The following is a 24,216-nucleotide window of genomic DNA, read 5'->3' as shown; positions in this document are numbered from 1 at the left end:
CCCTTACATTTGATGAAGAAAATTGATGGATATGAGCACAATATTTGACCAGGCTACCAGAGCAGCATTGATCGATAGGATCAATACCCTCAACGAAAACAGTACTGCCCAATGGGGTAAGATGAATGTGTACCAAATGCTGAAACATTGCAGCACCTACGAAAACATGATGTTGGGCAGGACCAAATACAAAAGGGCATTGATAGGGCTATTGTTTGGCAGAATGGCATTGAAAGATTTTACTGAAAACGATAACCTGATCAAAATGAATGTGCCTACGCTTACTCAACTTAAGATCAAAGAAGATAAGGGTAATCTACTGATAGAGAAAAACAAATGGATAGCCTTGTTAGAAGAATATGCACATTTAACAGATCCAGATGTCGTGCATCCTTTTTTCGGAAGATTGACCAAAGAACAGATCGGAATCTTGGTGTATAAACATACAGACCATCACCTTCGTCAGTTCAATAGTTGATCGTAAACAAAAGGCCAGAACCTGTCCAGCCTCTTGTTAAATATAAAGTTAAAGTTTTAGCTTTAGTCCGCCATTGATCACAAAGCCATCTACTGGTGCATAAATGTCCCTAAAAACTGGGCTGGTGATGCTTCCCGTATATATCGAATCGAATTTGGTCTGTCGTGTATCGGTCAAGTTCTCAAAGTTGACAAAAATAGAAAAGCGTTCCCAGAGCTTTTCGGCCATCAGACCCGCTGTCCAATAGCTTTTACCATTGGTGCCATCATTCAGTTTCTGCTTGCTGAAATAATAGGCTTCTGCTCCTATCTTCCACTTGTCTTCTACTTCATACATCAACACATTGTTCAATCGATGTTTAGATACCAATGGATAAACTAGGCTGTTGCTGTTGTATTGTTGTTTTACATCCGCAAGTGTATAACCTATAAACAACTTAAAATCGGCATAGGTAACCTTAACATTTGTCTCTATCCCTTTGGTATCAATGTTGCTTTTTGGCTGTACATAGTTTAGGTTGTTTCCTACGGTTGTAGGCACCAATAAAATCGGATTATTGATACGGGTATAAAAGAACATCTGGTTGATACTGAAACCAACTTTATCATCAAAAAGCGAAGTACGGTAATTGATGTCGTAATTGGCCCCATAAGAACGCTCTGCCTTTGTATTTTCAACATCAAGCGGCAAAACATTTCTAAACTGGATCCGCTCTGCATCTTCAGTAAAGATGCTAGGTGCCTTATATCCCAATCCACCACCTAAACGTGTAGACAGGTGTTCGTTGATCTTCAGCAATGCAGAGATGCGTGGTAAAAAGAATGCTCCATAATCATTGTGATAATCGCCACGGATACCCGATTCTATGGTAAGTTGTGTTGTTGCATTCCAGGTGTTTTGTAAAAATGCACCAACAGTAGTATAGTTGTAGCTTCTTGGTGCAAAACCATTCTGCTGATCTTCCTTAAAACGGTCTGTAAGGAAGTTTATGCCAAGCACCCAATCTGCCTTTTCTCCATTTTTGGTATAATTGGCTTCACTGTATGTAGAAAGTTGTATACCAGAAAACCGATAACTTGGTAAGGATATGCTTCTATCGTAGTAACTTACAGAATTTCGCAACACCAATTTTTCTTTGTCATTTAGCTGATGACTCAATTCAAACTGCGTACTGTAACGACCTGTTTTATTTTCCTCAAAATAAGAGTGGTTTGCGTTTCCATTCCCTTTTACATAATCAATGTCGCCACCCATACGTTTCTCTACGGTGGTATTTAATCCGGCCGAAAGTGTAGTAGCTTCATTCAGGTAAAGAAATAATTTAGGGTTTAAGGTAAAACGGTTAAACTTTGGGATTGCGGTTAAACCAGTATTTGAAGGGTCGTAAGCAGTACCCTTATTATAGGCAGTATACACGGTCAGTCCAACTTTGTCGAATTTTTGTGCATAGAAGGCACTGGCGTCAAGCCCAAGTGCCGAAGTTCCGTTTAACAATAGGTTCAATTGGCGTTCTTCGGTCGGTTTCTTCGAAACCAGGTTAACCAGACCTGCAATGGCCCCTCCGCCATATAAGGTAGAAGAAGAACCTTTGATGACCTCTACCTGTTGTAAATCCAATGGGGCAATCTGAAGTAAGCCTAAACCACCAGAGAAGCCCGAATATAGCGGAAATCCATCACGGATGAGCTGCGTATATTTTCCATCTAGCCCTTGGATCCTGATGCTCGAGTTCCCACTGGTTGCAGAAGTCTGTTGGGTCTGTATTCCTGTACTTTCTGCCAGCAGCATGCGGATGTCACCAGGTTTCATGTTCCCCTTTTCGTCCAGTTCTTCACCAGCAATCACTTCTATGCGTGTTGGGATGTTGTCGATGGTCCTACTGCTACGTGTGGCAGAAACTACAATCTCTTCCAGTTCTTCATCAGCTTCTCCAGCAGGTTCCAACAATACCACCAATACTGCGGTTTGCGGCAACGGGAAATTTAAGGTATCCGTTTTCGATTGATAACCAATAAAACTGAAATGGATAAGTTGTTTACCAGCAGGAATATTGGTTAAAGTAACCATACCTGTGCTATCTGCAACTGTCTGTATTGCTGTTCCTTGAATTTTAACTGTGGTACCAGAAAGTTTCTGGTTGGTTTTTGCGTCTTTGATGATCGCTCTATAAGTATTTTGGCCATAAGTGGTAACGGCAAAAAGGAGTACCACCAAAAGCACAATCAATTTTTTCATGATGTATTTTATAAATTAAGTAATATCGATAAACGTAGTCGTTATAGACTATTGGAATAACTCAACTTAATTTAGGTGGTTGCCAAATGAGGGTATAAATTGGCGAAAGTTCAATAGGTAAATAGAAAGTATGATGTTGAACAGGTTTAACAGAAACGGTAAAAACAAATAAAGGTTGTGCAGTTGGAGTAAAGCCAATACAGGTACCACAAACATAAAAAGGAGAGCAATCTTTACAGCATTCATCTTTTTGTTGCTCTGAACATTGATGTTGTTCTTGCTTTTGTTCTTTTTGATGGGCATGCGTATCACGTTCTTCTAAAGCACAACAGGGTACTGTAGTAAGTACCAACACGATGATCGATAAAAGTAGCGCAATAGATTTCACTCGATAAAAATAAGTAAATCTTTCTACTCTAACTAATTTGGGTTTGAAGTGAATTGACGTTGGTCAACAATAGCATCATCCTTCTAAAATGAATAAGTTGAACATCTAAAACAACAGCCGAGCAATTGCAATCTGATAAAAAATAATTACCTTGTTTAACAGTCAATAAGGGCTAGTTATTTACCTTTTATTGAACTTGTTGAGCAATAACCAAATTACAATCGCAAGAGCTTAACATTTATTAATGTGCATCATCAGACCTATCTTCAATAGAAAGAAAGATCAAAATTGATGCGGTACAGTGTTGCGTATTTTGTTTTTTGGCTATGATATTGAAGAAAAAAACCTTGTGGATCTTGTTGGTTGCTTTGGCCATTGCGATAGGTCTGTATCCCATTATCTATTTCATTCTTGACAAGGAGTTTGGGCTATCAGGATTTAAATCTACCCAGCTTCTGGCCGATCCATTTTGGAACAGTGCTTTTTACATGCACATCTTTTTAGGTGGTCTTGCCTTGTTGATCGGTTGGGCGCAATTTGGTACAAACTTCAGAAACAAGAACAAAGGCCTGCACAAGCAGATTGGCAAAGTATATGTACTTTCTGTTTTATCAAGTGCTGTTGCCGGTATCTATATTGCATTTTCAGCAACTGGGGGTTTGTTGGCCGCTTTAGGTTTTATCTGTTTAGGGCTGGTCTGGCTCATTACAACGTTAATGGCTTTTATCAGTATTAAAAAAAGCCGGGTTGATGTGTACCAAAAATTAATGGCCTATAGCTACTCCGCTTGTTTCGCTGCGGTAACCTCAAGGATACTGGCTATCTTTATTGGTGCCTGTATTTGGTAATTTCACCATTGTTTATATTATAGTGGCCTGGTTTTGCTGGGTACCCAACCTAGTGGTGGCCAAGCTGGTTATTAAACGGACCATAACCAGTACAAACCATGCAAACGAACCTGTGATGCGTCAATTGCAGTCTACAGAATAAATTGGCTCATTTACAAGCTTTAAACCCAATGTTTCTAATTTTTTTAAGAAATAATTGGGCAAACTAATTTTAATTTCTATATTTGCCCCTCCTTAATCAAAAGGAAATGATTCCGTAGCTCAGCTGGTAGAGCATTACACTTTTAATGTAGTGGTCCTGGGTTCGAATCCCAGCGGGATCACAAAGCAAAACAGGTTCGCAACGCGAGCCTGTTTTGCTTTGTGCCATAAATCCGAACTAAAATATGAGAATTGCGATAATTGGTGCGCACTGTGTCGGTAAAACGACCTTGGCGGAAGGACTTCTGGAGCGCCTTCCCGGTTATACATTGGAAATAGAACCCTATTATCAATTGGAAACATTGGGCTATGAGTTTTCAGAGATGCCTACTGCTGAAGATTTTATAGAACAGTTTAATTATTCGACCAAACTACTCGCCAAAAACGAAAGTAATGTGCTATTCGACAGGTCTGTCATTGATATCTTGGCCTATCTTCATGTTATCGATCCAGGCAGAAATATTCAATCACCATTTGAAACAGCTCAATCAATAATGGCCGGTATCGACTTGCTCGTATTTGTGCCAATAGAAGAACCTGATCTGATACCTAGTTCTCAGACAAATCTTCTAAGACTTAGAAGTAAGGTGGATGATCTGCTCCGCAATTGGATCTGGGATTTTGGTATGGAGACCATTGAAGTCAAGGGGCCTTTATCAAAGCGCATAGACCAGGTACTCACTAAAATTTCATGATGCCACAAAGGATCATCGGAGATAATCCAATCCTGATTCACTAATACGTTAAAAACCCGCTCCTATAGCGGGTTTTATTTTGATAGCCTCAGTACTTCCAATCGTCTTCTCACGATTGGGATACCGCATTAATGTAAAACAGAGCCTCTTCATAAGGTTCTTGACGATTTCTGAATTTTTCCTTTAAAAAATAAAACATTGCAATTTTTTGGATAGGGAAGCTTATATAGATATATTGATGTGGCTGGACAAAAAAATTGAAATGAGCTTCTGTAGTCTGAAATAATACTAACGATAAAACGCTGTCAATTTTTGATTTGACTGTTATGCGTCTTTGTGATTTGCGAAGATGAAATCTTCTAAACACATTTTCTGCTATCTCAATTCCATTCTTTCTCAAGTTCACCCTAAGGGTCCGGTTCTACAAATTGGTTCGAACTCAGTCCAACCGCTTTCACAAGACAACCTTCAAGCCTCAAGCTTGGAGGTTTTTTGTTTTAAGCCTTTTGGGATTCGAACTATGTCCATAAAATCACATCTTCTTTTTAACAAAGTCGAGCCAAAAATTTACGCTACAAAGGCTTTAGATGATCAAAACCTAAATTTCTTATTTAATAAATTATCATTTAAATTAAATCAATTAACTATAACGAATATAAAGACAATTGCAAATGTTATATTTATAGGTGATTTAAGAAATCATATATTACGATGCTCATTACTGCTAAGATGTAAAGATTTAATTTTTTCATCTTTTAACTAGTTTTTATCCATCTTGACTATGACTTATACCAAACTTGTACCACGTTTGCGCTTGATCTTTTTATTTTGCCTTTTCAACCACTTTGCACAAGGTCAGATCCCACAGATCGGTCAAGAATTACATCGATTGTCTCTTACCAAAGACAGTATTGGCATTGTTAATAGCCTAAATAGATTGGGAACCCTTTACCGTAGCAGAAATGCAGACAGCTGCTTTTATTATGGATTAAGTGCAAAACGCATCGCAAGCCGTTTGCATTACCTGCAAGGACAGAAAGATGCAGATCAAGTACTCTCCTATGCCCTTTTTAAAAGAGGATTATATGCAGAATCGCTGGATTTACTTGCTAAGACATTGCCATATTACCAAAAATCCAATAATGCTGAACAAATTATCCGGATATACCTAGATAGGATCGAAGTGCTGAACAAAGGTATCTCTGATGGGAAAGAGATCAAATCGCTGCTGCAAAAGGCCATCCAAACAGGGAAAGACCTCAAAACCGACAGTATCATGTCGGAGGTATATATCAGCTATTGTAACCGTAACCCCAATATAACTACAGACAGTATCAACTACTACCTCAGCAAATCTTGGGAAATAGCAAATCGCCATAAAGACGAACGCATGTTGATTTACGTCAGGCTGTGGCAAGCACGTTTATTGATCTTAGCTAAAAAGAAACAGGAAGCTTTGCCGCTTATAAAGCAATTGATATCAGATTCAAGACGTATCGGAAGTTCAAACTTGGAAATCAATGCACTTTTCCTGATGACTGGATATTACGACGACAAACCCAAAATAGCACTTGATTACTTTTATCAAGCCCATAAAGTTGCACAGAAAGGTGGTGACAAGTTCCTAGAACTCTATATCTTAAATAATGCTCTGGAAGTTGCAAACCAACTTGGCGATAAAGACCAGATCGATCAATGTCCATCTTGAATTAGAAAAGGCCATGTCGGCAGATTGGGAAAAATCAAAAAAATTCATCAGTGATTATGTAAGGTATAATGCAGTACAAGAGGACAATAAGGTATTAAACCGGAAAAACACACAGAAAACAGATTATCTTATCGTTTTTGGCATTTCCCTGATTGTTGTTGTTTTGGCTTTATTCAAGCTATGGCATAACCGAAAACGCTTGCTGGGCCTGAACAAAAAAATCCGTGAACAAAATTCGAATATGCAGCAGACATTGAATGCGTTAGAACAAAGCCAGGCAGACAATACACGTATGATGCAGATTGTTGCACACGACCTGCGCAATCCGATAGGTGGCATGTTTTCCATTGCATCGTATATGCTAGATGAAAATGGCCGTACAGCTGAGGATAAGGAATGTTTGGAAATGATCATCACCTCTGGAAAAGTCTCTCTCGACCTGGTGAATGACCTTTTGCTGGTCCATACCAAAACGGATGACCTGAAAAAAGAACCTGTTAACTTAAGTGAAATGCTGCAGTACTGTGTTGGTCTTTTGCACCATAAAGCAGAGTTAAAAGAGCAGCAGATCAATTTACAGGCAGATGCTGAGATCAGTATACTTGCCAATCAAGAGAAGTTATGGCGTGTTGTTAGCAACTTGATCGCAAATGCAATTAAGTTCAGTCCTAAAGGGACATCTATTCACGTAAGTTTGCAAAAAGAAGCAGATCATATACGCATTGATGTAGCAGACAACGGTATTGGTATACCGGAGGAAATAGCGCCCAAGATATTTGATATGTTTACCGATGCCAAGAGAACAGGAACCACCGGTGAACAATCTTTTGGGTTAGGACTGGCAATCTCTAAGCAGATTGTGGAGGCGCATGGCGGGAAACTTTGGTTTGAAAGCAAAATCGGAAATGGAACTGTTTTTTATGTAGAACTGCCAATAACCTGATTTCATTGCTAAGTAGCTTGGCCTTGGCTTGAAAGACCCTTTATCTTGTCGCCAACAAGCCTAGCACGTTTTCGACCCTCACCTCTTTTTATTGAATGAGAAAGGTATCATTTGCAATGAACATTAGCCTGTACAGCCTATTGCAGGCCATACCTTAGCAGAATCCATGCAAGGGCGGCAATGATGTGCTATGGTCATTATAACAACCGCAAATTGAATAACGATTTGTACAAACTTGATATATATATATATATATAATTGTGGGGTATTAGTTAAATTTATACATGACCCACAGTAACCATTATAAACCGCTGCAAATATTTATCCTTTGGTTGGTATCACAACCAATAAAGGGAGCTTTGTGTAGTAGGGTATCCAGCCAGAACTTGAAATTCTTTGGCGCTAAAAACAAATGTACATCAAGACGAAGATAATCTTGCAATAACGCCATCCACCACAAACTCCTCACCTGTTGCATTGTACAACTCATCGGAGGCAAGGAAGACAACTAACCGACTGATAGCTGAATGATCGGCCGTATATGTCGCCCCCGCTATTGAGGTAATACCAGCTTGCTTTTAAATACGGTTTAGTATAAAAGAGCATACGGTTTGTATAATTTTTAACCATATAGTCTCCATAGGTATTATCTTTATTAAATAACTCGATTAAGGCTATGGGCTGGAATACACTTGAGGTACAGGATATAAAGGTGATCAGATTCATAACAGAAGATAGATACAAGTGGTTACGCCATATTGTGCTGTTGCTGTCTATATGGGTTATAGTGTTCTATTCTAAAGAATTGACCGAATACCATGAGACATTGAGATATTCAAGAGCTCTGTTCTTGTATGTTCCTTTGGTTTTGATGCTGTATGTCAATATCAATGTGCTGGTTCCTATATTTTTCTTTAAAGGACGCTATGTCATCTACTTTTCTCTCCTGATCTTGTTGGTCATACTTTCATTAAGTGTCCTGTCAAAAATCGATGATATCTTTTTTTCCAATAAAAGAACTCTTTATCCGCCACCGGGTCATGTTCGCTCAGGCTATTATGATGCTATCATCATTTGTATTTCGATGATCCTGGTCACCACCATGATCAAGTTGTTTCAACGATGGATGAAAGACAATCAACGTATAATGGAGCTCAATAACATCAATTTCAACTTGGAATTAAATGCCCTTAAAAATCAGATAAATCCCCACTTTTTGTTCAATATGCTGAACGGCATCAAATCTCTGGTAAGAAGTGATCCGGATAAAGCTGCAATTGTGATTGTGAAACTTTCAGAATTTCTTTCTTACCAGCTTTACGAGAACAATGATAAACATACACCCTTAAAGTCTGAAATTAATTTCCTTTCCAATTTTTTGGAGCTCGAAACCACAAGAAGGGATAATCTATCCGTAGCAATTAGTTGCGATACGGATTCTAGTATCATTAAAAACGTATTTCTACCACCTAATCTGTTTACAACTTTTGTAGAAAATGCTGTAAAACACAGTGTGAATATAAGCGGTGAAGAATCGTTTGTCCATGTTAACTTTAATGTAAAGGACAATCAGCTTTATTTCAGTTGCGACAACTCAAAAGATCCGAATTATCTACCTTCTGCCAGTAAAAAAAGTAGTGGACTAGGCTTGGAGAATATAAAAAGACGACTTGAACTTTTGTATGGTGATCACCATATACTTGAAATCAATTCGACAAAAACCAAATATGAAATCAAATTAACCATTCCGGTATGAACTGTATTATTGTAGACGACGAACCTTTGGCCAGGCAGGAAATGCAGGCACTGATCAATGATGTATCAGCTATTGAAATACTCGGTATGTTTTCTAATGCTCCTTCAGCGCTCAAGTTTTTAGAAACGAATGGTGTAAGTCTATCTTTCTGGATATTGAAATGCCCATGTTAACAGGACTTGAATTTGCCGCTCAACTACCTCAGCATACACTTGTCATCTTCACTACTGCCTATCCCAAATATGCACTGGAAAGCTATGAACTCGATGCCATTGATTACCTATTGAAACCTATTGAAAAATCCCGTCTCCAAAAAGCGATCCATAAAGCAGAAACGTATATGAAACTGCTTTCGGATGAAACGGATAAGAGTACGATAGAGTCGAATACCGCAGAGTTTTTGATCATAAAATCGGAACGTAGGTTTTTCAAGATCAATTTTGCTGATATTAAATATATTGAAGGCTTGAAAGACTATGTGATCATCTATACCTGTAGCCAAAAACTGATTACAGCAATGAACTTGAAAACCATTCACCAGAAAATGCCACAAGACATTTTTTTAAGAGTTAGTAAATCCTATGTTATCAATGTAAATTTTATCGATTCATTTGATCATCACAACATTTATCTCGGCGAAAGTGAAATCCCATTGGGTGAAGTGTACAAAAAAGACTTTTTCAAAATTTACGCAGGGGATTCACTCAACCCAGAGGGATGAAACAAAACCACTGATGTTTCAACATTGCTTTTTTACAAAATATTTTCATTGATGCTTAATAACCTTACATGAAGTCCTTTTTGAGCCAATGTATGCTCTATAAGCCCTTTTTTATATTGCAGTGCCGTTACCCTCATTGTAAATTGTCTGTCGCTAAGATCAATAGACCTAACACGTACATCTGGTAGCGAGATATGGATAAAGTTGATGATATCCTTTCGTCTAAGGACCAGCTCAGCGCAGATACTGAATAAAACTATATATTCTTTCATATAACTCTTATTTTGATATATATAACTAATATAGAGATCGAATTTCTATCTGTTTTAGCAATTATACAAAGTGGCTTGGTTTTTATACCAAGCCGAGTTTTGTTCATTTTAAGCTAGAAAAGATCGTAATGTGTGTAGCCCTGTTTTACAATCACAATCTCCTACAAGATGTACGCAACTTGAAACCTATCCTGATCAAACTAGCATAAATCAACAGAACCGTACCCTACTCGCTTAAGGCGCAATTCGAATTTTTCTTTAAATACTTTGAAATGTAGAACAAGTAAATTAACTTTGATTTGCAAAGTACTTTTAATCAACTATAAAAAGCTTAACAATATGAAGATTTCAAGAACAAAATTCATCATTACCTTTCTCATTTCGGCCTTTGTCTTTCAATTCATTACCAATTCCGTTTTGGGGCCTGAGGTTAAGCTCTTTCCTGCAAATGGCGATTGGTTTCCTGGAGATGGATCACCAATCGCCTGGCAAAACACCTTAGCTACAATCATTTATCCTATCAAATTTGTGCTGATCACACCTTTATCCTTTTTAGCTAAGGATCCAGGATCCAGTACCCCCTGTTTTACTTCTTTCGTTTGCCTTCTACTGGACTGTTATGGCATTAGTGCTTCATTTCTTGATCAGTAAAATCTTTCCTCGCAAAAAAGCATGAAAACATTATTAATACACCGGCATGAATAGATTGGAAGAACTCTACCATGAGGCAAAGGCTGATGAGTGGTTCAAACGCTTTGCTGTTTTTTGTCGCATTGCTTTGGCAGCGAGTTTTATTCCGGCTGGTATCGTAAAAATCATGGGCGAGCGATTTACAGCTTTGCCCTCTAGCGATCCTTTAGGGCATTATTTTGACGCTTTGTATCTTACAGGGCCCTACTATACTTTTATTGGAATTGTACAGATCTTAACAGCGCTATTGTTACTCATTCCGAGAACTGCTCTACTTGGTGCCTTGATGTATTTTCCCATCATCCTCAATATTTGTGTGCTAACCTATGCTACCCACTTTACAGGTACCCGAATCGTGACGATGATGGTATTGGCCAATTTGTTTTTATTAGTATGGGATTATGACCGTTTAAAACCTATTTTACCTTTTAAGCAAGCCAAAATAGACCCACCGGTGCTAAAAAGACCATTAGGCATACGGCTTCGAATTATATTTTTTGGAAGTTCCATCCTCGTTTTGGCTTTGATCATTATTGGTACTTTTTATTTATAGCAATCAGACTTTTAACTATTTCTGTGGTGCATAACCTACAATTGCTTAAGGCTTTTGCTGTAAAATATCAAGCTTTATCCGTTGGTACATGCTCTGTTGATCTAAGGCCTGCTCTAGTTCGGTCAAAATAGACAAGATGTTTGCACTGGCACCGTCGATCCATTTTTTGTTCTCTGCTTTGATACTGGTCAAAATAGGCGCAATCTGGGCCAATGTTTTCTTGCCAGTAGCGGTTAGCGAAACCATTCTTTTTCTGCCATCTTTTTTATCGGCAACTGTTTTGATCAGGTTCTTTTGGGTAAGTTCCTGCACAAACTGGATAATGGCGGGGTGGCTGAGTTGAAGAGAGTCGGCAATGGCAGTAATGGCCATTACCTTCTCTTTTTCCAAGAGCGAAAGAATCAGAAACCATTTGGCCTCAAAATCTACATCCGACTCTTTGTATATCTTGCTCACATCACTAGAAAGGCGCTCGCTCAATCTTTTCAAGCGGGTTGCCAATGCCAATTCTCCCAATTCGTGTATCAAATCCATAGGCCCTAAGTTAGAAAAATTAGCTAAAACTATCCCGCTCTTCTTTTCTCTTCATCGGCTGCACCTACCCTTCTTGAGCTTGAAACCTGTGGTCCTCCGAAGCGATAGGTAAAGCTTAGGGTACCTACCCTGGTATCACGGCTTTGGTAAAACTGCTCACTATAACCAGTTAATTTGGTATAGGCATCGGTTTTAGTGGCATAGAAAACATCACTTACACTGAGCTTTAAGGGTCCCCTCTCTTCTCTAATATCTGTTTTTGTAATCCCAAAGCTAACCCCCAATTGCCTTTGATGTCCAAAAATCCATAATAAGACCTGCTCTGGTAATTAAATATCGCCTCGGCACTTGTACTGCCATTGATCTTGATGTTATTACTCGAGTTGAAATTATAGCTCACACGGCTTACGTTCAGGTTGGTATTTACAAGGTTTCCTTTATACAAGCCGTAATAGGCCAATGCATTATTGGTACTGTTTAACCATTTGCCCACCTTGATCGGAAAACTAAAGCTCAAGCTATAATAATCGAACTTGGCTAGGTTCCTATTGGTTTGGATCACCGAATTGGTCTGCTCATTGTCTGGAGAAAGCACACTTAAGATATTGTCGGTAGTGCGGCTATACCCAATTTTGGTCATGTATTTTTGTTTGTAGGTATGTGTCAGCTCAAATGAATTGGTCAACTCTGGCTTAAGATATGGATTACCTGTAGAATAAGTAAGTGGGTCTAAGAAATTCTTGAAAGGATTGAGTTGGCGATAAGACGGCCGATTGATCCTTCTACTTAATGAAATGCCCAGATCACTGTTTTCGGTAAATTTATAGCCTACATAACCACTGGGAAACAGTTGGGTATAGTTTCTCTCAAAGGTAGTATGGTCTGTCAATTGTAGGCCATTGGCAATGGTGTTCTCTAACCTCAATCCTAACTGTATGCTCAATTTCTTCCAAGATCTTGCCGCATTAAGGTAGGCTGCATTGATGTTTTCATCGTAGATAAAATGATTGCTCTTGGCCGTTTCCAATACCTCGGTTCCACTGCTCCGGTCAAAAAATTGAATATCATTGTCTGTTTTCACCCAACTGCTTTTTACCCCCATTTCCAGTTTGGTCTTTAAAGATTTGAGCTGCTGTTGGTAATCAATCTTAAATGATTTAATCTCCAGGTTGCCACCAAGATCTCCCTTTAAAAGATAGGGGTTTTTGGCTTGGCTGCCATTGGGATTTAGATAGCTGGTGGTATAGTTCTGGATCTCGTTAGAAGCAAAATTGGCATAATCAAAATCGGCAGAGATCTCTTTGCCTGCAGTATCCAATACCTGCCTATAATTGACATTGATGCTATTGTTGTTCCTAACCGGTGCATTAACTGCTACCGTATTAAAAGAACCTGTATGTTGCGAAGCTCCATCATAAGATTTTGCCCTACTGTCTGAATTGATATCGCCCCTGCTGTAGATACCGTTGGCCGCAAAACCAATCACAATGTTTTTATTGACATAGAAATCACTTCCTACCCGCACGTTATGGTTGTTGAACTTGAATTTGAAGTAGTTGTTGTAATTATTAGTCCCCAATAACTGATCAGTACCAGAATAAAAGTTCCTAAAAATATCCAATTGATTAAAGTTCTGGCTAAAGCCGTAGTTATAAGAACCGAACACATTCATCACTTTGGTTCTGTGGTTAAAATTCAAAGCCGGATTGACCTTGGCATACTTGCCCTGCCCAAAACTGATACTAACATTGGCATTTGTTCCGTTGTTATTGCCTTTTTTCAATTTGATATCGATGATTCCAGCATTTCCAGCAGCATCGTATTTGGCCGATGGATTGGTTACAAGGTCTATTTTTTCAATCTGGTTGGCCGACATGCTCTTTAGCATATTGGCAAGGTCTTGCCCAGACATGGGTACAAACTTGCCATCGATCATTACTAATACACCTTGTTTGCCACGCATGGCGATATTGTCGTTCTGGTCTAATGTAATGCCGGGTGCTTTGGCCAATACCTCTAATGCGTTACTACCTACTGCAGAGATCGAACTCGATACATTGAGCACTGTTTTATCAAACTGCTGTTGGATAAACGGTTTTGTAGTACTCACCACAATCTCCTTTAGGTTTGTGGTAAGGGTTTGCAAACGGATTGTTCCTAAATTGACGTCCTTATCTAAGGCAATGGCACTGGACTCGTATTTTTCAAAGCCCATGCTTTGGGTAGTTAGCAAATAATTACCCTGCGGTATTTTTTCAAAGACAAAACTCCCATCTGCCCCTGCAAGTTCGAGTTTAACCAATGCCTTGTTGTCGGCTTTTAGAAGATAGACGCTTAGTCCTTCTATCTTCGATTGCTGTGGGGCAACAAATACCCCTTTGATGTCATAATATTTTCTGTCTTGTGCTGACGCTACATTTATGTAAGTACTTACACAAATAAACAAGACAAAATAAATCGATAGTACTTTCTTGGTCTTCATGTCAAAAGATTTAAGTTTGGTTTGTTTTGGTAGTCATAAGACGTAAAAAACTAGCTAATGTTACAACTACCTATACAAAGCTATCATACACTAAGCTAATATCTTGTTAAAAAATGTTAAATAGGTAACAACTTACATATAATTAAACAGCATAAGATTGCGCTGTTTATCTGGGCCAACAGTGTTGATGGCTATTATAAAGGAAGCTCAAAATAAAAGACGGAACCCTTCCCTATTTCGCTCTCTGCCCAGATCTTGCCACCATGGCGTTCGATGATCTCTGCACTTAAGTAAAGTCCAATACCAAAACCCGAAACATTGCTGTTGTTCTCTACACGGTAATACCTTTCGAAAAGTCTGGATACGTCTTGCTCCCTAATTCCAATCCCGTGGTCGCTTACGCCAACCCTTAGCACATCATCAGCTACCACACAAGAAATTTGTATGGTACTTTCGTTAGCAGAATATTTCACCGCATTGCTAACCAGGTTATTGATCACCTGGGCCACCTTGGCACGATCTGCCTCTACAAATACTTCTGGTACAGAGTGTAAAACAATCTGGTGCGAAGCATAAAGTTCTAAATGCTCCTGTTGTGTTTCCCTGATCAGTTCTGCCATATCAAACCTTGTTTTTTCGATATGGATTTTGCCAGAATCCAGTCTTGATACGTTCAAGAAACCATTGATCATCGCAGTCATCTGCCGTACTTGTTTCAGTGGTTGGTCAAAAGCAGTAGCTTCCATTCCATTTCCTTTAACAACCTTGCGCTGCAAAAATTGAAGGTAACCATTCAATGAGGTTAACGGCGTTTTGAGCTCGTGGCTCACCATTCCAATAAAATCATTCTTGCGGAGCTCGTCCTGTTTGATATCGGTAATATCCATTACTACCCCAGTAAAGGTAGAAAACTTGCCAGATAGGTCGGCTGTAGAATTGCCCAAGGCCCTTAACCAACGTACTTTTTTGTCTCGATAACCAATTACCTTATAAGAAACATCATATTTTCCTCCCTTTGTAATTGCATTTTCAATAGCAGTGGTAACCTCTTCGCGAAATTCTTCGTGTATCTGTTCAATCGCATGCGCAAGTTCCATTTGATCATCTGGGTAGTAGCCAAAAAGCGCTTTAAGTCTTGTAGAAGAAATCAGTTCCCTAGTGTCTGATTGGATTTGCCAAGTACCCACATTGGCCGCCTCAATTGCATGGCGAAGGGTAGTCTCAGCCTGTTCTACCTTTTTTCTTGAATTAACCTGCTCGCTTACGTCTACTGCAACCACCAAAATGTCTGCTGTTGAACCCGATGCATCTGCCACTGGTTGGTAGACCACATTAAAGAAAAATTCGCGAAGCAAGCCCTTATGCTCTAACATTGCCCTGATCTCGTTGGCATAAAAAGGTTCACCAGAAGTATAGACCTCATCCAATATCCACAAAAAGGGTTGTTCCCGTAGTTCAGGAAGTGCATCACCAAGGGTAAGCCCAATTACGTTGCTGCTCTTTCCCCATACCTCTAACAACTTGCTGTTGGCAGATTCGATAACCAAGGTTCTTCCATTTAATACACCAATGGCTACAGGTGCTTCTTGGATCAAAAATTTAAAACGCGATTCGCTTTTGGCCAGTTCATTATTAATAATTGACAGCTCTTGCGCATATTTCTCCAACATCCTTTTCGAAAGTACCCTATCGGTAATCTCAAAAGACATCACCAGAACTCCATTGCGGTTGCCTTCTAGGTCAGAAAGTGGCTGATAAGTATAATCTACATAGGTTTCTCTTGTATTGCCATCTTGATCGGTAAAAAGCACCGGGCTTTCTTTCACGTCTAACACTATTCCTGTTTCCATTACTTTTCGCAACTGTCCGGCAAAAGGCTGGTCAGCAAGGTCGGGCAAAATGTCAAGAAAAGGCCTTCCTACTACTTCCTCCTTGGTCTTCTGCCAATACTCAAGGTTACTGTTGTTGATCATCTCCACCACCAATTCATCGCCACGGATCACCACCACAGAGGCTGGTAGCATGTTCAGGATCTGCTCAAGGTCGGCATTGGCCTGACTGAGCATTTCCTGCGATAGCAATAACTCTTCATTGGTAGCATTGAGTTCTTCGTTAGAGGCTCCAAGTTCCTCATTTATGGCAGCCATTTCTTCGGTAAGGTTTAGGTTTTCTAGCTCCTGTTGCTTACGGTCGGTCACATCGCGGGTGGTGCCTGCCACTGCCTCTACTATTCCCTGATCATTAAAAACAGGTGTTAAAATGTAATCATATATACGATTACCCAAGCTGGCATGAGGAAAAGAAACCTCCCCACGTACTGGCTGTCCTGTTGCCACTACCTGATCGATTCTCTCGTTCGTGCATTTCGGCATGCCAAGGCTCATAACCATTTTCAAGTAAACGCTTGCCTACAGATTCTTCCCAAGATTTTCCCCACATCGAGAGCAGTGCCTTATTGGCATAGGTAAATCTATAATCTAGCCCAAATACGTAGTAATCAGATCGGGCGTACTTGAAGTTACTGTTTCATAGACCCGTTTCTGCTGTTCGGCTTCCTCTTTGGCCAACTTCAGGTCTACCTCTGCCTGCTTGCGAAGACTTACATCACTGGCAGCACCAAACCATTCGATCATCTCTCCATCCGTATCAAAAATAGGCACTGCACGAGAAACGGTCCAACCTGTACTGCCATCAGTCCGCACTACCCTATGTTCCAACTCAAAAATACCCTTGATTGCTATAGCCCTGTTGATGGCTGCATTTACCATATCCATATCGGCAGGATGTACATTTTTTTCTCTCCAGCCAGTGATCGGAACCGTGGTACTTTCGAGGAACCCACGTCCATCCAGCTCATGCATCACACTCCAATCTGGGCTCATTCGATACACCACATCCGAAGTTGCGGTTACAAGCGCTCTGAAACGCTCTTCACTTGCTGATAGTTGGCTCATCTGTATCAGGTAAATCTATAATTTTCTTTCCCACAAAATAAGCAGAAAGCCATTAAAAAGAAAAATGTGGAGCACATTAGTTTTAAACACCATGGTTGAGAAATCACATGGCTTTGATCCCATTATGTATGCATTTTTCTTCGATTTGACCCCCCGCTGTTACTTTGCATTGTTGTTCATGTGATCATTTGATGGTTGGTATTTTTAAGCTTAACAATTACGTTTAAAAGCATATGCTACTGCTATCGATACGCTTTGCCAGTTCAGAAAAACAAGTGCAACAACCAAACCGCATCAAATAATGGGTATTTAACATTTTCTTTCGTATTTTGTTTTGTTGCTGTTGTAAGTTATCTGCAAAAAATTGCTGATGTAGCTTGTCAAGGGCCGCTTTGCAGGTAAAATCTTTATATAAAATCTGGAAGTTGATATTTTTTGAGATAAATTGGCGTTTGATAGATTGATCAACTTAAAATTTGTTCCCATGCCGCTCACCATACGTCAAGCTACTTTTGAAGACATCCCCCAGTTACAAGAACTGATTGCCATCTCTGTACGTGGTTTAAGCAAAGGTTATTATACCCCTGCACAGATCGAAAGTTCTATTCGACACATTTTTGGAATTGATACACAATTGGTAAAAGATGGTACGTATTACGTGGTGCAGTCTGACGACACCATTGTTGCGTGTGGAGGTTGGAGCAAACGCAATACCTTGTATGGCGGCGACCAGTACAAAGAAACTGAAGACCCATTATTGGATCCTGAAACAGATGCAGCACGGATCAGGGCTTTTTTTGTACATGCCGATTGGGCGCGACAAGGGATAGGCAAAAAACTGATCGATGTTTGTGAACAAGCTGCCTTGGCAGATGGCTTTACGGTTTTAGAACTTGGGGCTACCCTACCAGGTGTACCATTGTATGATGCACTAGGTTACAAAGCACTAGAGCGACTTGACGAAGTATTGCCTGATGGAGAATTGTTAGGCCTGGTAAAGATGAGGAAGATGTTTGAAAAAGCACATTAGATCTTTATTTCTGACCTTTCGACTCATTAAACCTATTATTTTAAGGCCAGTTGTTCAACAAAGTCTGTAATTAAGTATCTTCGTAATAAGAAAACCTAATACGAATAACATGCAAGACACAACATCTTGGTCGGCCATACAATTGGCCCAATTAGAAAGCAAAGCACAAACACTTACTGAATCTGAAAAAAAGACCTATCATATTGAAGCAATCACCAATATGATCAACAAAATTCCAAATAAGATTGTAGAAGAAACGGAGTTAGATAGGTTCAAGGCCAATATCGAATCGTTGCTTATCTTATTCCCTGTTAAAGGCGAGAACAATAAATTTGTAGATAAGGCTTACCTTAAAGCAGTTAACGAATTGAAGATCGAGCTCCAGAAGAAATACAATTTGGTGGTTAAAGGTTATTACATTGCAGTTTTTTTACCTTTGGGCGTAGCCATAGGCTTGCCTTTTGGGCTGATGTTCAAAAACATTGCATTAGGTTTACCCATAGGCCTATGTATTGGAATAGCCATTGGAACTGCTCTTGATTAGAAAGCTCAAAAAGAAGGTCGTATCATTTAAAAGCCCCGTATCTCTACGAAGCTTCCGTTTTAATTTTTGACCAATGTTTTGAGTTCTTTCTTAGTCATTTCCTTCTGCACAATTTCTGGTGTAACCGCTACCGTATATTCTTGATTAGGCACTACATACATACTTGGATTTGCTGTTGTGCAAAATTTAGCGGTAATAAAACCATACAAGCTTTTACTGTTCTGCAGATTAACATTTCTTGAGGCTTCTATATCTGCTGATTTCAAATACATAAACAGCAAAGAAACATTAGGTGGGCTATCGGCATGTGTTTTTGAATTTACCCCTAAACTTGTACCTGGAAATACAACATCACCTACTTTAACTACGATGCTTCCTTTCTTTAAACCTTGGTATCTTAATATTGTACCATCGGCATGCTCAATCATAATCGAATTGAGCTTATTGGTAAAAGCTATCCCCTTTTTATCATCGGTTTCGTACAAATCTATTACTTCAACTATGGTACCCTTTCTAACTGCCGTGATTGTGTCTTCTGTTTTGGTATAAAAACGATAGGCTTTCCAATCTTCGGGAGTGGTACTTCCAAAATAGGTGGCCTTGGCAAATGATGATTCAACTGTCTTAACCTTGGTGCCGTTCTTATAAGGCAGTAAATAAACAAACTCAGGATCATGTTTCACTTTCAACTTACCACGGATATATGAATAACCATAAGAAAAATCTACACCTTGGTCTTTGTTGATAGGTTCTAATACATAAGCACTTTTAGAATAACCAGTTACAGTTACCACCTCTCTTCCTGCTGTGGCATTGGTTACATCCTTGAAATTTAAAACCAGCGTATAGGTACCAGGACCTGTTTTTATAGCAGTAAATTCAATACTTCTATCGGTATTTGTTCTGCCTCTGATAGTAATTGGCAACTCTTGTGCCTTGGTTTCAATGTACGTAGCAAAGGCCAGTAAACAACATAATGATAGTTTAAGTTTGTTTTTCATGTGAGGTTAGATGGCTTATATTTAGGGTACAATTTACAAATTAATTTAATTTAAAAAGACACTTCAAATTAAATTTAATGGTCTACATACGTGCCGAGTAGAACCACAGTGCAAGCTAATATTGTTTGAATTTTGCAATCGAATGTTTCAATTTTGCAATCAGCTTGTCTAAATAAGCACTACCTTTAATCTTTATTTGATAAAGTTATGCCGAATACAGAAAGCATTGAAGATTTTTACCAGAAGAAGTTCAACTATCTACCCGCTGGATTGCAACAAGAAATAGGTCATTTTAATGTTTTTAGATTAGAAGATTGTGTGGGTCCAAATGCTAAACCTGTAAAATATAGTCGGAAAGACTTTTACAAAGTAAGCTTGGTCCGAACCAAAGGCATCTATCATTATGCTGATAAAAGTGTATCCATTGACGGTACGACATTGATTTTTTTTAATCCACAGGTTCCTTATATCTGGGAATCGCAGAGCGAGAACCAAACTGGCTTTTTTTGCATTTTCTCTAAATCATTTTTTACAGAAAAGATCCGCGGCGGATTAAATGACCTGCCCATGTACAAGTTTGATGGCAAACCTGCTTATCAGCTCAACCCCCAACAAGAACAACAAGCTGCTGAAGTATTTGAAAAAATGTTGGTCGAAATAGGATCAGATTATGCTTTTAAATACGATCTGCTAAGGAATTATGTAATGGAGCTGACCCATTTCGCGCTCAAATCACAACCTTCAGAAAATGTCTATCAGCATACTGATGCCAAATCGAGGATAACTGCCGTATTTACAGAACTCTTAGAAAGACAGTTCCCAATAGAAACGCCCTCTCAGCGTTTCACCATGCGTTCTGCTAAAGATTTTGCCACGCAGTTGGCCATGCATGTAAACCACTTAAACAGGGCGATTAAAGAAACCACTGGAAAAACCACCACAGATGTAATTGCCGAACGTTTGATCATCGAAGCCAAAACCTTATTGAAACATACCGATTGGAACGTTGCAGAAATTGGTTATTGCCTAGGCTTTGAAGAACCTGCCCATTTCAATAACTTTTTCAAAAAACAAACACAGTTTACGCCAAGTAAATTCCGGACACCTTATTAAGTAAGATTTGAATTTTGCAATTATTCGTTTGAATATTGTAAACTCAGATTTTGTTTTCGCCCTAATTTTGACCTTATGAAAAATCAAATTATGGAGAATCAAAAAGTATGGTTCATTACAGGAGCCTCAAAAGGACTAGGTTTGGCATTGGTAAAACAATTGCTGAACAAAGGCCATCAAGTTGCAGCTACTTCTAGAAATGCGACAGATCTAAATAAGGTTATTCCAGCAAACCCGAATTTTTTAGCCTTAACTGTCGACATCAACAACGAAGAAGAGGTAAAGATGGCCATCAATAAAAGCATGGAGCAGTTTGGTCACTTGGATGTGGTGGTTAACAATGCAGGTTATGGACTGCTTGGAAGCCTAGAAGAGTTAAGTGAGGAGGAAGCAAGGAAAAACTTCAACATCAATGTGTTTGGTTCCTTAAATGTAATCAGAAATGTAATGCCGCATTTAAGGGCACAACAAAGCGGTCATATCTTTAACATTTCATCTATCGGAGGATTTACAGGCAATTTTCCAGGCTGGGGTATCTATTGCGCTACCAAGTTTGCGGTACATGGCTTAAGCGAATCGCTGGCCATGGAAGTAAAACCATTCGGTGTCAATGTTACTATTGTTTCACCTGGTTATTTTAGGACCAATTTCTTGACCAAAGATTCGATGAATACACCTAAAAAACAATTGGATGCTTATCAATCTGTTCGAGATTCGCAAACGGCACACCAAGATCAGATCAATGGTAACCAGGCTGGAGGATCCAGAAAAAGCGGTTGCGGCCATTATAGAGATTGCAGAGGTTGAAAACCCACCTTTACATCTATTTTTAGGTGAGGATGCCTATAACGTTGCTTATGTTAAAATGGACGCGGTTAAATCGGATCCTAGAGAAATGGAAAAAAATGACGGTTACCACTGGGTTCAACTAAATAGTTGTGCTGATCAGCCGTTAGCTTATTTAACTACACTTAAAGATGAACCTATAAAAGTTAAGGTTTCAAATTTGTGGCTATCGTTTAAACCGCTTTCATCTCTTTCTTTTTGAAACTGCAAAAAAGAAGGCACATGTAACACTTCATGTTGTACATCTTCATTTTCGTACATAGAAATATGTAAAAATGTTAATCCATCTGCTTCCAGATAAACATTGTAAAGAAAATTTGCGTTGACCAACTTTTTAAAATCACTTAAGAATGTACTAATGTTCTGTTTGTTTTGTACAACAAACTCTGGCTTTACGGTATAGCTTACTTTTACTGAAATCATCTTTAAAGGCTATTTAATCTTTTCTGGTTAAAAGTACAAAATTTTGTTCAAGTGGATCTATGAAGTTAAATACAAAGTGTTTGTAATGCACCATAAAATGACCTGTAAATAAAAAGGCCCTGCAAAAGCAGGGCCTTTTTTAACAATTAAGCTCAAAAGCTTATTTAGCTGCGTTTTTTTTATCAGTTACCTCAGTACGGATTTCTTGAGCTAAACCTTTAAGGTCTTGCATAGCTTTACGAACTCTAGTACCTGCTGCTGCATTACCACCGTTATAAAATTTTTCAGCATCTGCCTCGATTGCAGCGATTACTTCTTTAACTTTTGAGAATTTTTCCATTTTTCTAGTTTTAATTTGATTTCAAATATATCATTTAAACCTAATAAACAAATGAATTTAAAATATTTATAATCGCTTTTATTGATACGCCAAGCCACTTTTTCAACAAAAATACCTGAACGGCAATTTGTTAGCTCTTTTGACAAACTTTAAAAAAAATTCAACAAAAGTGCCTTGAATAGCTATTTGACCATGGTTAAGAGGCAAATACTGTCTTTTATAGCCCTTGCATTAAATGATAATTGCTGGTGTAAGGTTAACAATTGACCATCATTCAACTCAACTTCTTGGCCTAAGCTTTCAAAAAACAAATATCCACTAATGAGCTGTAAACTCATGGTTGCCTCGTTTTCTTCACTTCCAGGGTGTACGGTTTCTCCAGCTTTTAGGGCAATCAGGGTAATGGTTATCTTTTCTGATTTAAAAACGGTGATTGCATTTTTACCATTTCTTTGGTAAGCTTCTTCCGTTTTGATCTGGTAGATATATTTCGGGATATCTATAGGAATGATACCAGCATCAAGAGGCCTTGCCCCTGCTGGTCGCTGTGGTGTGGCATTGTTATGTTTCTCGTCCATTACATTTCATTTAAGTTAAAAACAGCAATTGGGCAAAGTTGTTTCGACATGATAAATGTTTATAAAATTGCAGATTTTAAATCGAATAATTCATTTTCTTTGTAGCTTCTTATGGCATTATTCATTAGCGCTTTAAATACCGGTAGTAACGGCAATTGTTTTTATATAGGCAATGCCGATGAGGCTATTTTGGTAGATGTTGGCCTGAGTTGTAAAGAGACCGAAATCAGGATGCAACGGCTATCACTAAGCATGGATAAGGTAAAGGCTATCTTTATCTCTCATGAGCATAGCGACCACATCAGGGGCTTGCCAATCATCGCTAAAAAATATCAATTGCCCATCTACATCACCAGGGATACATTTATAGGTGGTAAACAACGGTTACAAGAACATCTTATCCAACCATTTATAGCTTATTCGCCTATACAATTGGGTAATTTGGAGATTACTGCTTTCCCTAAAAAACATGATGCTGCAGAGCCGCATAGTTTTATAGTGAGCTGTAATGGCATAACGGTTGGTGTTTTTACGGATATTGGTGCGCACTGCGAGCATGTAATCAATAACTTCAAAAATTGTCATGCCGCATTTTTAGAGGCCAATTACGATGAAGAAATGTTGGACAAAGGCAGATATCCTTATTTTTTGAAGAACCGCATTCGTGGTGGAAATGGCCATTTATCTAACAAACAGGCTTTGGACTTATTCCTAACCCACAAACCTGAGTACATGAGCCATCTTTTGCTTTCTCACCTGAGCAAAGACAATAACGATCCTAACCTTGTATATCAGTTGTTTCAGGAGCAGGCGGGCAAAACAGAAATCATCGTTGCTTCAAGACATGAAGAAACTGCTGTGTATCATATCGGTGGATAAGATA

Annotated in this window: 27 protein-coding genes and 1 tRNA gene; 16 read left to right on the top strand and 12 right to left on the bottom strand. The window is 38.9% G+C overall.

Annotated features, from left to right (window positions below):
* Positions 1 to 31: 31 nt before the first annotated feature.
* Positions 32 to 478: a DUF1569 domain-containing protein gene (locus ACFJIZ_RS05460; protein ID WP_379091396.1), complete on the top strand. Its 447-nt coding sequence runs from the start codon at positions 32 to 34 to the stop codon at positions 476 to 478.
* Positions 479 to 526: 48 nt separating this feature from the next.
* Here ACFJIZ_RS05460 and ACFJIZ_RS05455 read toward each other — a convergent pair whose 3' ends face one another.
* Together ACFJIZ_RS05455 and ACFJIZ_RS05450 are read right to left on the bottom strand one after the other, a co-directional pair.
* Positions 527 to 2,713 carry a TonB-dependent receptor domain-containing protein gene (locus ACFJIZ_RS05455; RefSeq protein ID WP_379091394.1) on the bottom strand — a complete coding sequence of 729 codons (2,187 nt, stop codon included), beginning with the start codon at positions 2,711 to 2,713 and terminating at the stop codon, positions 527 to 529.
* A gap of 61 nt (positions 2,714 to 2,774) precedes the next feature.
* Complete coding sequence (locus ACFJIZ_RS05450) at positions 2,775 to 3,101, bottom strand: hypothetical protein (protein WP_379091392.1); 327 nt, start codon at positions 3,099 to 3,101, stop codon at positions 2,775 to 2,777.
* Between the two features lie 332 nt (positions 3,102 to 3,433).
* On the opposite strand from ACFJIZ_RS05450, the gene ACFJIZ_RS05445 reads away from it, so the two are divergent.
* The 8 genes from ACFJIZ_RS05445 to ACFJIZ_RS05410 all read left to right on the top strand — a co-directional run bounded on the left by ACFJIZ_RS05445 (position 3,434) and on the right by ACFJIZ_RS05410 (position 9,973).
* Complete coding sequence (locus ACFJIZ_RS05445; protein ID WP_379091390.1) at positions 3,434 to 3,949, top strand: DUF2306 domain-containing protein; 516 nt, start codon at positions 3,434 to 3,436, stop codon at positions 3,947 to 3,949.
* Between the two features lie 250 nt (positions 3,950 to 4,199).
* Positions 4,200 to 4,272 (top strand) — tRNA-Lys (locus ACFJIZ_RS05440).
* A gap of 63 nt (positions 4,273 to 4,335) precedes the next feature.
* Entirely contained in the window at positions 4,336 to 4,845 is a 510-nt protein-coding gene (locus ACFJIZ_RS05435; protein ID WP_379091388.1) for an AAA family ATPase, read from the top strand.
* Between the two features lie 781 nt (positions 4,846 to 5,626).
* Positions 5,627 to 6,553, top strand: coding sequence for a hypothetical protein (locus tag ACFJIZ_RS05430; RefSeq protein ID WP_379091386.1), 927 nt, complete (start codon positions 5,627 to 5,629; stop codon positions 6,551 to 6,553).
* A complete protein-coding gene (locus ACFJIZ_RS05425) occupies positions 6,492 to 7,496 on the top strand; it encodes a sensor histidine kinase (protein WP_379091384.1) in 1,005 nt (334 codons plus the stop codon). Before ACFJIZ_RS05430 ends, ACFJIZ_RS05425 begins: the two co-directional genes overlap by 62 nt.
* 712 nt (positions 7,497 to 8,208) lie before the next feature.
* Positions 8,209 to 9,252 (top strand): sensor histidine kinase, encoded by a 1,044-nt coding sequence (locus ACFJIZ_RS05420; RefSeq protein WP_379091382.1) that lies wholly within the window; start codon positions 8,209 to 8,211, stop codon positions 9,250 to 9,252.
* Positions 9,249 to 9,425 carry a hypothetical protein gene (locus ACFJIZ_RS05415; protein WP_379091380.1) on the top strand — a complete coding sequence of 59 codons (177 nt, stop codon included), beginning with the start codon at positions 9,249 to 9,251 and terminating at the stop codon, positions 9,423 to 9,425. Before ACFJIZ_RS05420 ends, ACFJIZ_RS05415 begins: the two co-directional genes overlap by 4 nt.
* On the top strand, positions 9,419 to 9,973 hold the full coding sequence (locus ACFJIZ_RS05410; RefSeq protein WP_379091378.1) for a LytR/AlgR family response regulator transcription factor: 555 nt from the start codon (positions 9,419 to 9,421) through the stop codon (positions 9,971 to 9,973). Before ACFJIZ_RS05415 ends, ACFJIZ_RS05410 begins: the two co-directional genes overlap by 7 nt.
* A gap of 32 nt (positions 9,974 to 10,005) precedes the next feature.
* Here the strand turns inward: ACFJIZ_RS05410 and ACFJIZ_RS05405 are convergent, their stop codons facing one another.
* Positions 10,006 to 10,245: a hypothetical protein gene (locus ACFJIZ_RS05405; protein ID WP_379091376.1), complete on the bottom strand. Its 240-nt coding sequence runs from the start codon at positions 10,243 to 10,245 to the stop codon at positions 10,006 to 10,008.
* 339 nt (positions 10,246 to 10,584) lie between these two features.
* Here ACFJIZ_RS05405 and ACFJIZ_RS05400 point away from each other — a divergent pair, with 339 nt between their 5' ends.
* Complete coding sequence (locus ACFJIZ_RS05400) at positions 10,585 to 10,896, top strand: hypothetical protein (protein WP_379091374.1); 312 nt, start codon at positions 10,585 to 10,587, stop codon at positions 10,894 to 10,896.
* A gap of 46 nt (positions 10,897 to 10,942) precedes the next feature.
* Positions 10,943 to 11,488, top strand: coding sequence for a hypothetical protein (locus tag ACFJIZ_RS05395; RefSeq protein ID WP_379091372.1), 546 nt, complete (start codon positions 10,943 to 10,945; stop codon positions 11,486 to 11,488).
* 45 nt (positions 11,489 to 11,533) lie between these two features.
* On the opposite strand, the gene ACFJIZ_RS05390 is transcribed toward ACFJIZ_RS05395, so the two are convergent.
* The 5 genes from ACFJIZ_RS05390 to ACFJIZ_RS05370 all read right to left on the bottom strand — a co-directional run bounded on the left by ACFJIZ_RS05390 (position 11,534) and on the right by ACFJIZ_RS05370 (position 17,458).
* Positions 11,534 to 12,022: a MarR family winged helix-turn-helix transcriptional regulator gene (locus ACFJIZ_RS05390; RefSeq protein ID WP_379091370.1), complete on the bottom strand. Its 489-nt coding sequence runs from the start codon at positions 12,020 to 12,022 to the stop codon at positions 11,534 to 11,536.
* Positions 12,023 to 12,051: 29 nt separating this feature from the next.
* Positions 12,052 to 12,306 (bottom strand): hypothetical protein, encoded by a 255-nt coding sequence (locus ACFJIZ_RS05385; RefSeq protein WP_379091368.1) that lies wholly within the window; start codon positions 12,304 to 12,306, stop codon positions 12,052 to 12,054.
* Positions 12,249 to 14,504: a TonB-dependent receptor domain-containing protein gene (locus tag ACFJIZ_RS05380; protein WP_379091366.1), complete on the bottom strand. Its 2,256-nt coding sequence runs from the start codon at positions 14,502 to 14,504 to the stop codon at positions 12,249 to 12,251. The genes ACFJIZ_RS05385 and ACFJIZ_RS05380 overlap by 58 nt, the downstream gene beginning before the upstream one ends.
* A 194-nt stretch (positions 14,505 to 14,698) precedes the next feature.
* A complete protein-coding gene (locus ACFJIZ_RS05375) occupies positions 14,699 to 16,876 on the bottom strand; it encodes an ATP-binding protein (RefSeq protein ID WP_379091364.1) in 2,178 nt (725 codons plus the stop codon).
* 105 nt (positions 16,877 to 16,981) lie between these two features.
* Positions 16,982 to 17,458, bottom strand: coding sequence for a PAS domain-containing protein (locus ACFJIZ_RS05370; protein WP_379091362.1), 477 nt, complete (start codon positions 17,456 to 17,458; stop codon positions 16,982 to 16,984).
* Between the two features lie 484 nt (positions 17,459 to 17,942).
* Here ACFJIZ_RS05370 and ACFJIZ_RS05365 point away from each other — a divergent pair, with 484 nt between their 5' ends.
* Complete coding sequence (locus ACFJIZ_RS05365; protein WP_379091360.1) at positions 17,943 to 18,488, top strand: GNAT family N-acetyltransferase; 546 nt, start codon at positions 17,943 to 17,945, stop codon at positions 18,486 to 18,488.
* Positions 18,489 to 18,597: 109 nt separating this feature from the next.
* Complete coding sequence (locus ACFJIZ_RS05360) at positions 18,598 to 19,032, top strand: hypothetical protein (RefSeq protein WP_379091358.1); 435 nt, start codon at positions 18,598 to 18,600, stop codon at positions 19,030 to 19,032.
* A 59-nt stretch (positions 19,033 to 19,091) separates the two neighbouring features.
* Here ACFJIZ_RS05360 and ACFJIZ_RS05355 read toward each other — a convergent pair whose 3' ends face one another.
* Positions 19,092 to 20,033, bottom strand: coding sequence for a hypothetical protein (locus ACFJIZ_RS05355; protein ID WP_379091356.1), 942 nt, complete (start codon positions 20,031 to 20,033; stop codon positions 19,092 to 19,094).
* A 207-nt stretch (positions 20,034 to 20,240) separates the two neighbouring features.
* Between ACFJIZ_RS05355 and ACFJIZ_RS05350 the strand changes: the two genes are divergently transcribed.
* Together ACFJIZ_RS05350 and ACFJIZ_RS05345 are read left to right on the top strand one after the other, a co-directional pair.
* A complete protein-coding gene (locus tag ACFJIZ_RS05350; protein WP_379091354.1) occupies positions 20,241 to 21,146 on the top strand; it encodes a helix-turn-helix domain-containing protein in 906 nt (301 codons plus the stop codon).
* A 75-nt stretch (positions 21,147 to 21,221) separates the two neighbouring features.
* Positions 21,222 to 21,953 carry an SDR family oxidoreductase gene (locus ACFJIZ_RS05345; protein WP_379091352.1) on the top strand — a complete coding sequence of 244 codons (732 nt, stop codon included), beginning with the start codon at positions 21,222 to 21,224 and terminating at the stop codon, positions 21,951 to 21,953.
* A gap of 150 nt (positions 21,954 to 22,103) precedes the next feature.
* On the opposite strand, the gene ACFJIZ_RS05340 is transcribed toward ACFJIZ_RS05345, so the two are convergent.
* The 3 genes from ACFJIZ_RS05340 to ACFJIZ_RS05330 all read right to left on the bottom strand — a co-directional run bounded on the left by ACFJIZ_RS05340 (position 22,104) and on the right by ACFJIZ_RS05330 (position 23,333).
* Positions 22,104 to 22,415, bottom strand: coding sequence for a hypothetical protein (locus ACFJIZ_RS05340; RefSeq protein ID WP_379091350.1), 312 nt, complete (start codon positions 22,413 to 22,415; stop codon positions 22,104 to 22,106).
* 160 nt (positions 22,416 to 22,575) lie between these two features.
* Positions 22,576 to 22,755 (bottom strand): histone H1, encoded by a 180-nt coding sequence (locus ACFJIZ_RS05335; RefSeq protein ID WP_379091348.1) that lies wholly within the window; start codon positions 22,753 to 22,755, stop codon positions 22,576 to 22,578.
* 182 nt (positions 22,756 to 22,937) lie between these two features.
* Positions 22,938 to 23,333, bottom strand: coding sequence for a hypothetical protein (locus ACFJIZ_RS05330; protein ID WP_379091346.1), 396 nt, complete (start codon positions 23,331 to 23,333; stop codon positions 22,938 to 22,940).
* Between the two features lie 111 nt (positions 23,334 to 23,444).
* Between ACFJIZ_RS05330 and ACFJIZ_RS05325 the strand changes: the two genes are divergently transcribed.
* Positions 23,445 to 24,212 (top strand): MBL fold metallo-hydrolase, encoded by a 768-nt coding sequence (locus tag ACFJIZ_RS05325; protein ID WP_379091344.1) that lies wholly within the window; start codon positions 23,445 to 23,447, stop codon positions 24,210 to 24,212.
* Positions 24,213 to 24,216 lie beyond the last annotated feature (4 nt).

The organism is Pedobacter sp. UC225_65, from assembly GCF_042698365.1.
Lineage (GTDB): Bacteria > Bacteroidota > Bacteroidia > Sphingobacteriales > Sphingobacteriaceae > Pedobacter.
Note: the sequence above shows the minus strand (reverse complement) of the source record. Positions and strands in the feature narration are given on the sequence as shown.

What these genes read in the sequence shown, in the direction of transcription:
- ACFJIZ_RS05460 (WP_379091396.1), top strand. Translation starts at nt 32, where the DNA reads ATGAGCACAATATTTGACCAGGCTACCAGAGCAGCATTGATCGATAGG.
- ACFJIZ_RS05455 (WP_379091394.1), bottom strand. Translation starts at nt 2,713, where the DNA reads ATGAAAAAATTGATTGTGCTTTTGGTGGTACTCCTTTTTGCCGTTACC.
- ACFJIZ_RS05435 (WP_379091388.1), top strand. Translation starts at nt 4,336, where the DNA reads ATGAGAATTGCGATAATTGGTGCGCACTGTGTCGGTAAAACGACCTTG.
- ACFJIZ_RS05430 (WP_379091386.1), top strand. Translation starts at nt 5,627, where the DNA reads ATGACTTATACCAAACTTGTACCACGTTTGCGCTTGATCTTTTTATTT.
- ACFJIZ_RS05425 (WP_379091384.1), top strand. Translation starts at nt 6,492, where the DNA reads ATGCTCTGGAAGTTGCAAACCAACTTGGCGATAAAGACCAGATCGATC.
- ACFJIZ_RS05415 (WP_379091380.1), top strand. Translation starts at nt 9,249, where the DNA reads ATGAACTGTATTATTGTAGACGACGAACCTTTGGCCAGGCAGGAAATG.
- ACFJIZ_RS05410 (WP_379091378.1), top strand. Translation starts at nt 9,419, where the DNA reads ATGTTAACAGGACTTGAATTTGCCGCTCAACTACCTCAGCATACACTT.
- ACFJIZ_RS05405 (WP_379091376.1), bottom strand. Translation starts at nt 10,245, where the DNA reads ATGAAAGAATATATAGTTTTATTCAGTATCTGCGCTGAGCTGGTCCTT.
- ACFJIZ_RS05400 (WP_379091374.1), top strand. Translation starts at nt 10,585, where the DNA reads ATGAAGATTTCAAGAACAAAATTCATCATTACCTTTCTCATTTCGGCC.
- ACFJIZ_RS05395 (WP_379091372.1), top strand. Translation starts at nt 10,943, where the DNA reads ATGAATAGATTGGAAGAACTCTACCATGAGGCAAAGGCTGATGAGTGG.
- ACFJIZ_RS05390 (WP_379091370.1), bottom strand. Translation starts at nt 12,022, where the DNA reads ATGGATTTGATACACGAATTGGGAGAATTGGCATTGGCAACCCGCTTG.
- ACFJIZ_RS05380 (WP_379091366.1), bottom strand. Translation starts at nt 14,504, where the DNA reads ATGAAGACCAAGAAAGTACTATCGATTTATTTTGTCTTGTTTATTTGT.
- ACFJIZ_RS05375 (WP_379091364.1), bottom strand. Translation starts at nt 16,876, where the DNA reads ATGCCGAAATGCACGAACGAGAGAATCGATCAGGTAGTGGCAACAGGA.
- ACFJIZ_RS05370 (WP_379091362.1), bottom strand. Translation starts at nt 17,458, where the DNA reads ATGAGCCAACTATCAGCAAGTGAAGAGCGTTTCAGAGCGCTTGTAACC.
- ACFJIZ_RS05365 (WP_379091360.1), top strand. Translation starts at nt 17,943, where the DNA reads ATGCCGCTCACCATACGTCAAGCTACTTTTGAAGACATCCCCCAGTTA.
- ACFJIZ_RS05360 (WP_379091358.1), top strand. Translation starts at nt 18,598, where the DNA reads ATGCAAGACACAACATCTTGGTCGGCCATACAATTGGCCCAATTAGAA.
- ACFJIZ_RS05355 (WP_379091356.1), bottom strand. Translation starts at nt 20,033, where the DNA reads ATGAAAAACAAACTTAAACTATCATTATGTTGTTTACTGGCCTTTGCT.
- ACFJIZ_RS05350 (WP_379091354.1), top strand. Translation starts at nt 20,241, where the DNA reads ATGCCGAATACAGAAAGCATTGAAGATTTTTACCAGAAGAAGTTCAAC.
- ACFJIZ_RS05345 (WP_379091352.1), top strand. Translation starts at nt 21,222, where the DNA reads ATGAAAAATCAAATTATGGAGAATCAAAAAGTATGGTTCATTACAGGA.
- ACFJIZ_RS05340 (WP_379091350.1), bottom strand. Translation starts at nt 22,415, where the DNA reads ATGATTTCAGTAAAAGTAAGCTATACCGTAAAGCCAGAGTTTGTTGTA.
- ACFJIZ_RS05335 (WP_379091348.1), bottom strand. Translation starts at nt 22,755, where the DNA reads ATGGAAAAATTCTCAAAAGTTAAAGAAGTAATCGCTGCAATCGAGGCA.
- ACFJIZ_RS05330 (WP_379091346.1), bottom strand. Translation starts at nt 23,333, where the DNA reads ATGGACGAGAAACATAACAATGCCACACCACAGCGACCAGCAGGGGCA.
- ACFJIZ_RS05325 (WP_379091344.1), top strand. Translation starts at nt 23,445, where the DNA reads ATGGCATTATTCATTAGCGCTTTAAATACCGGTAGTAACGGCAATTGT.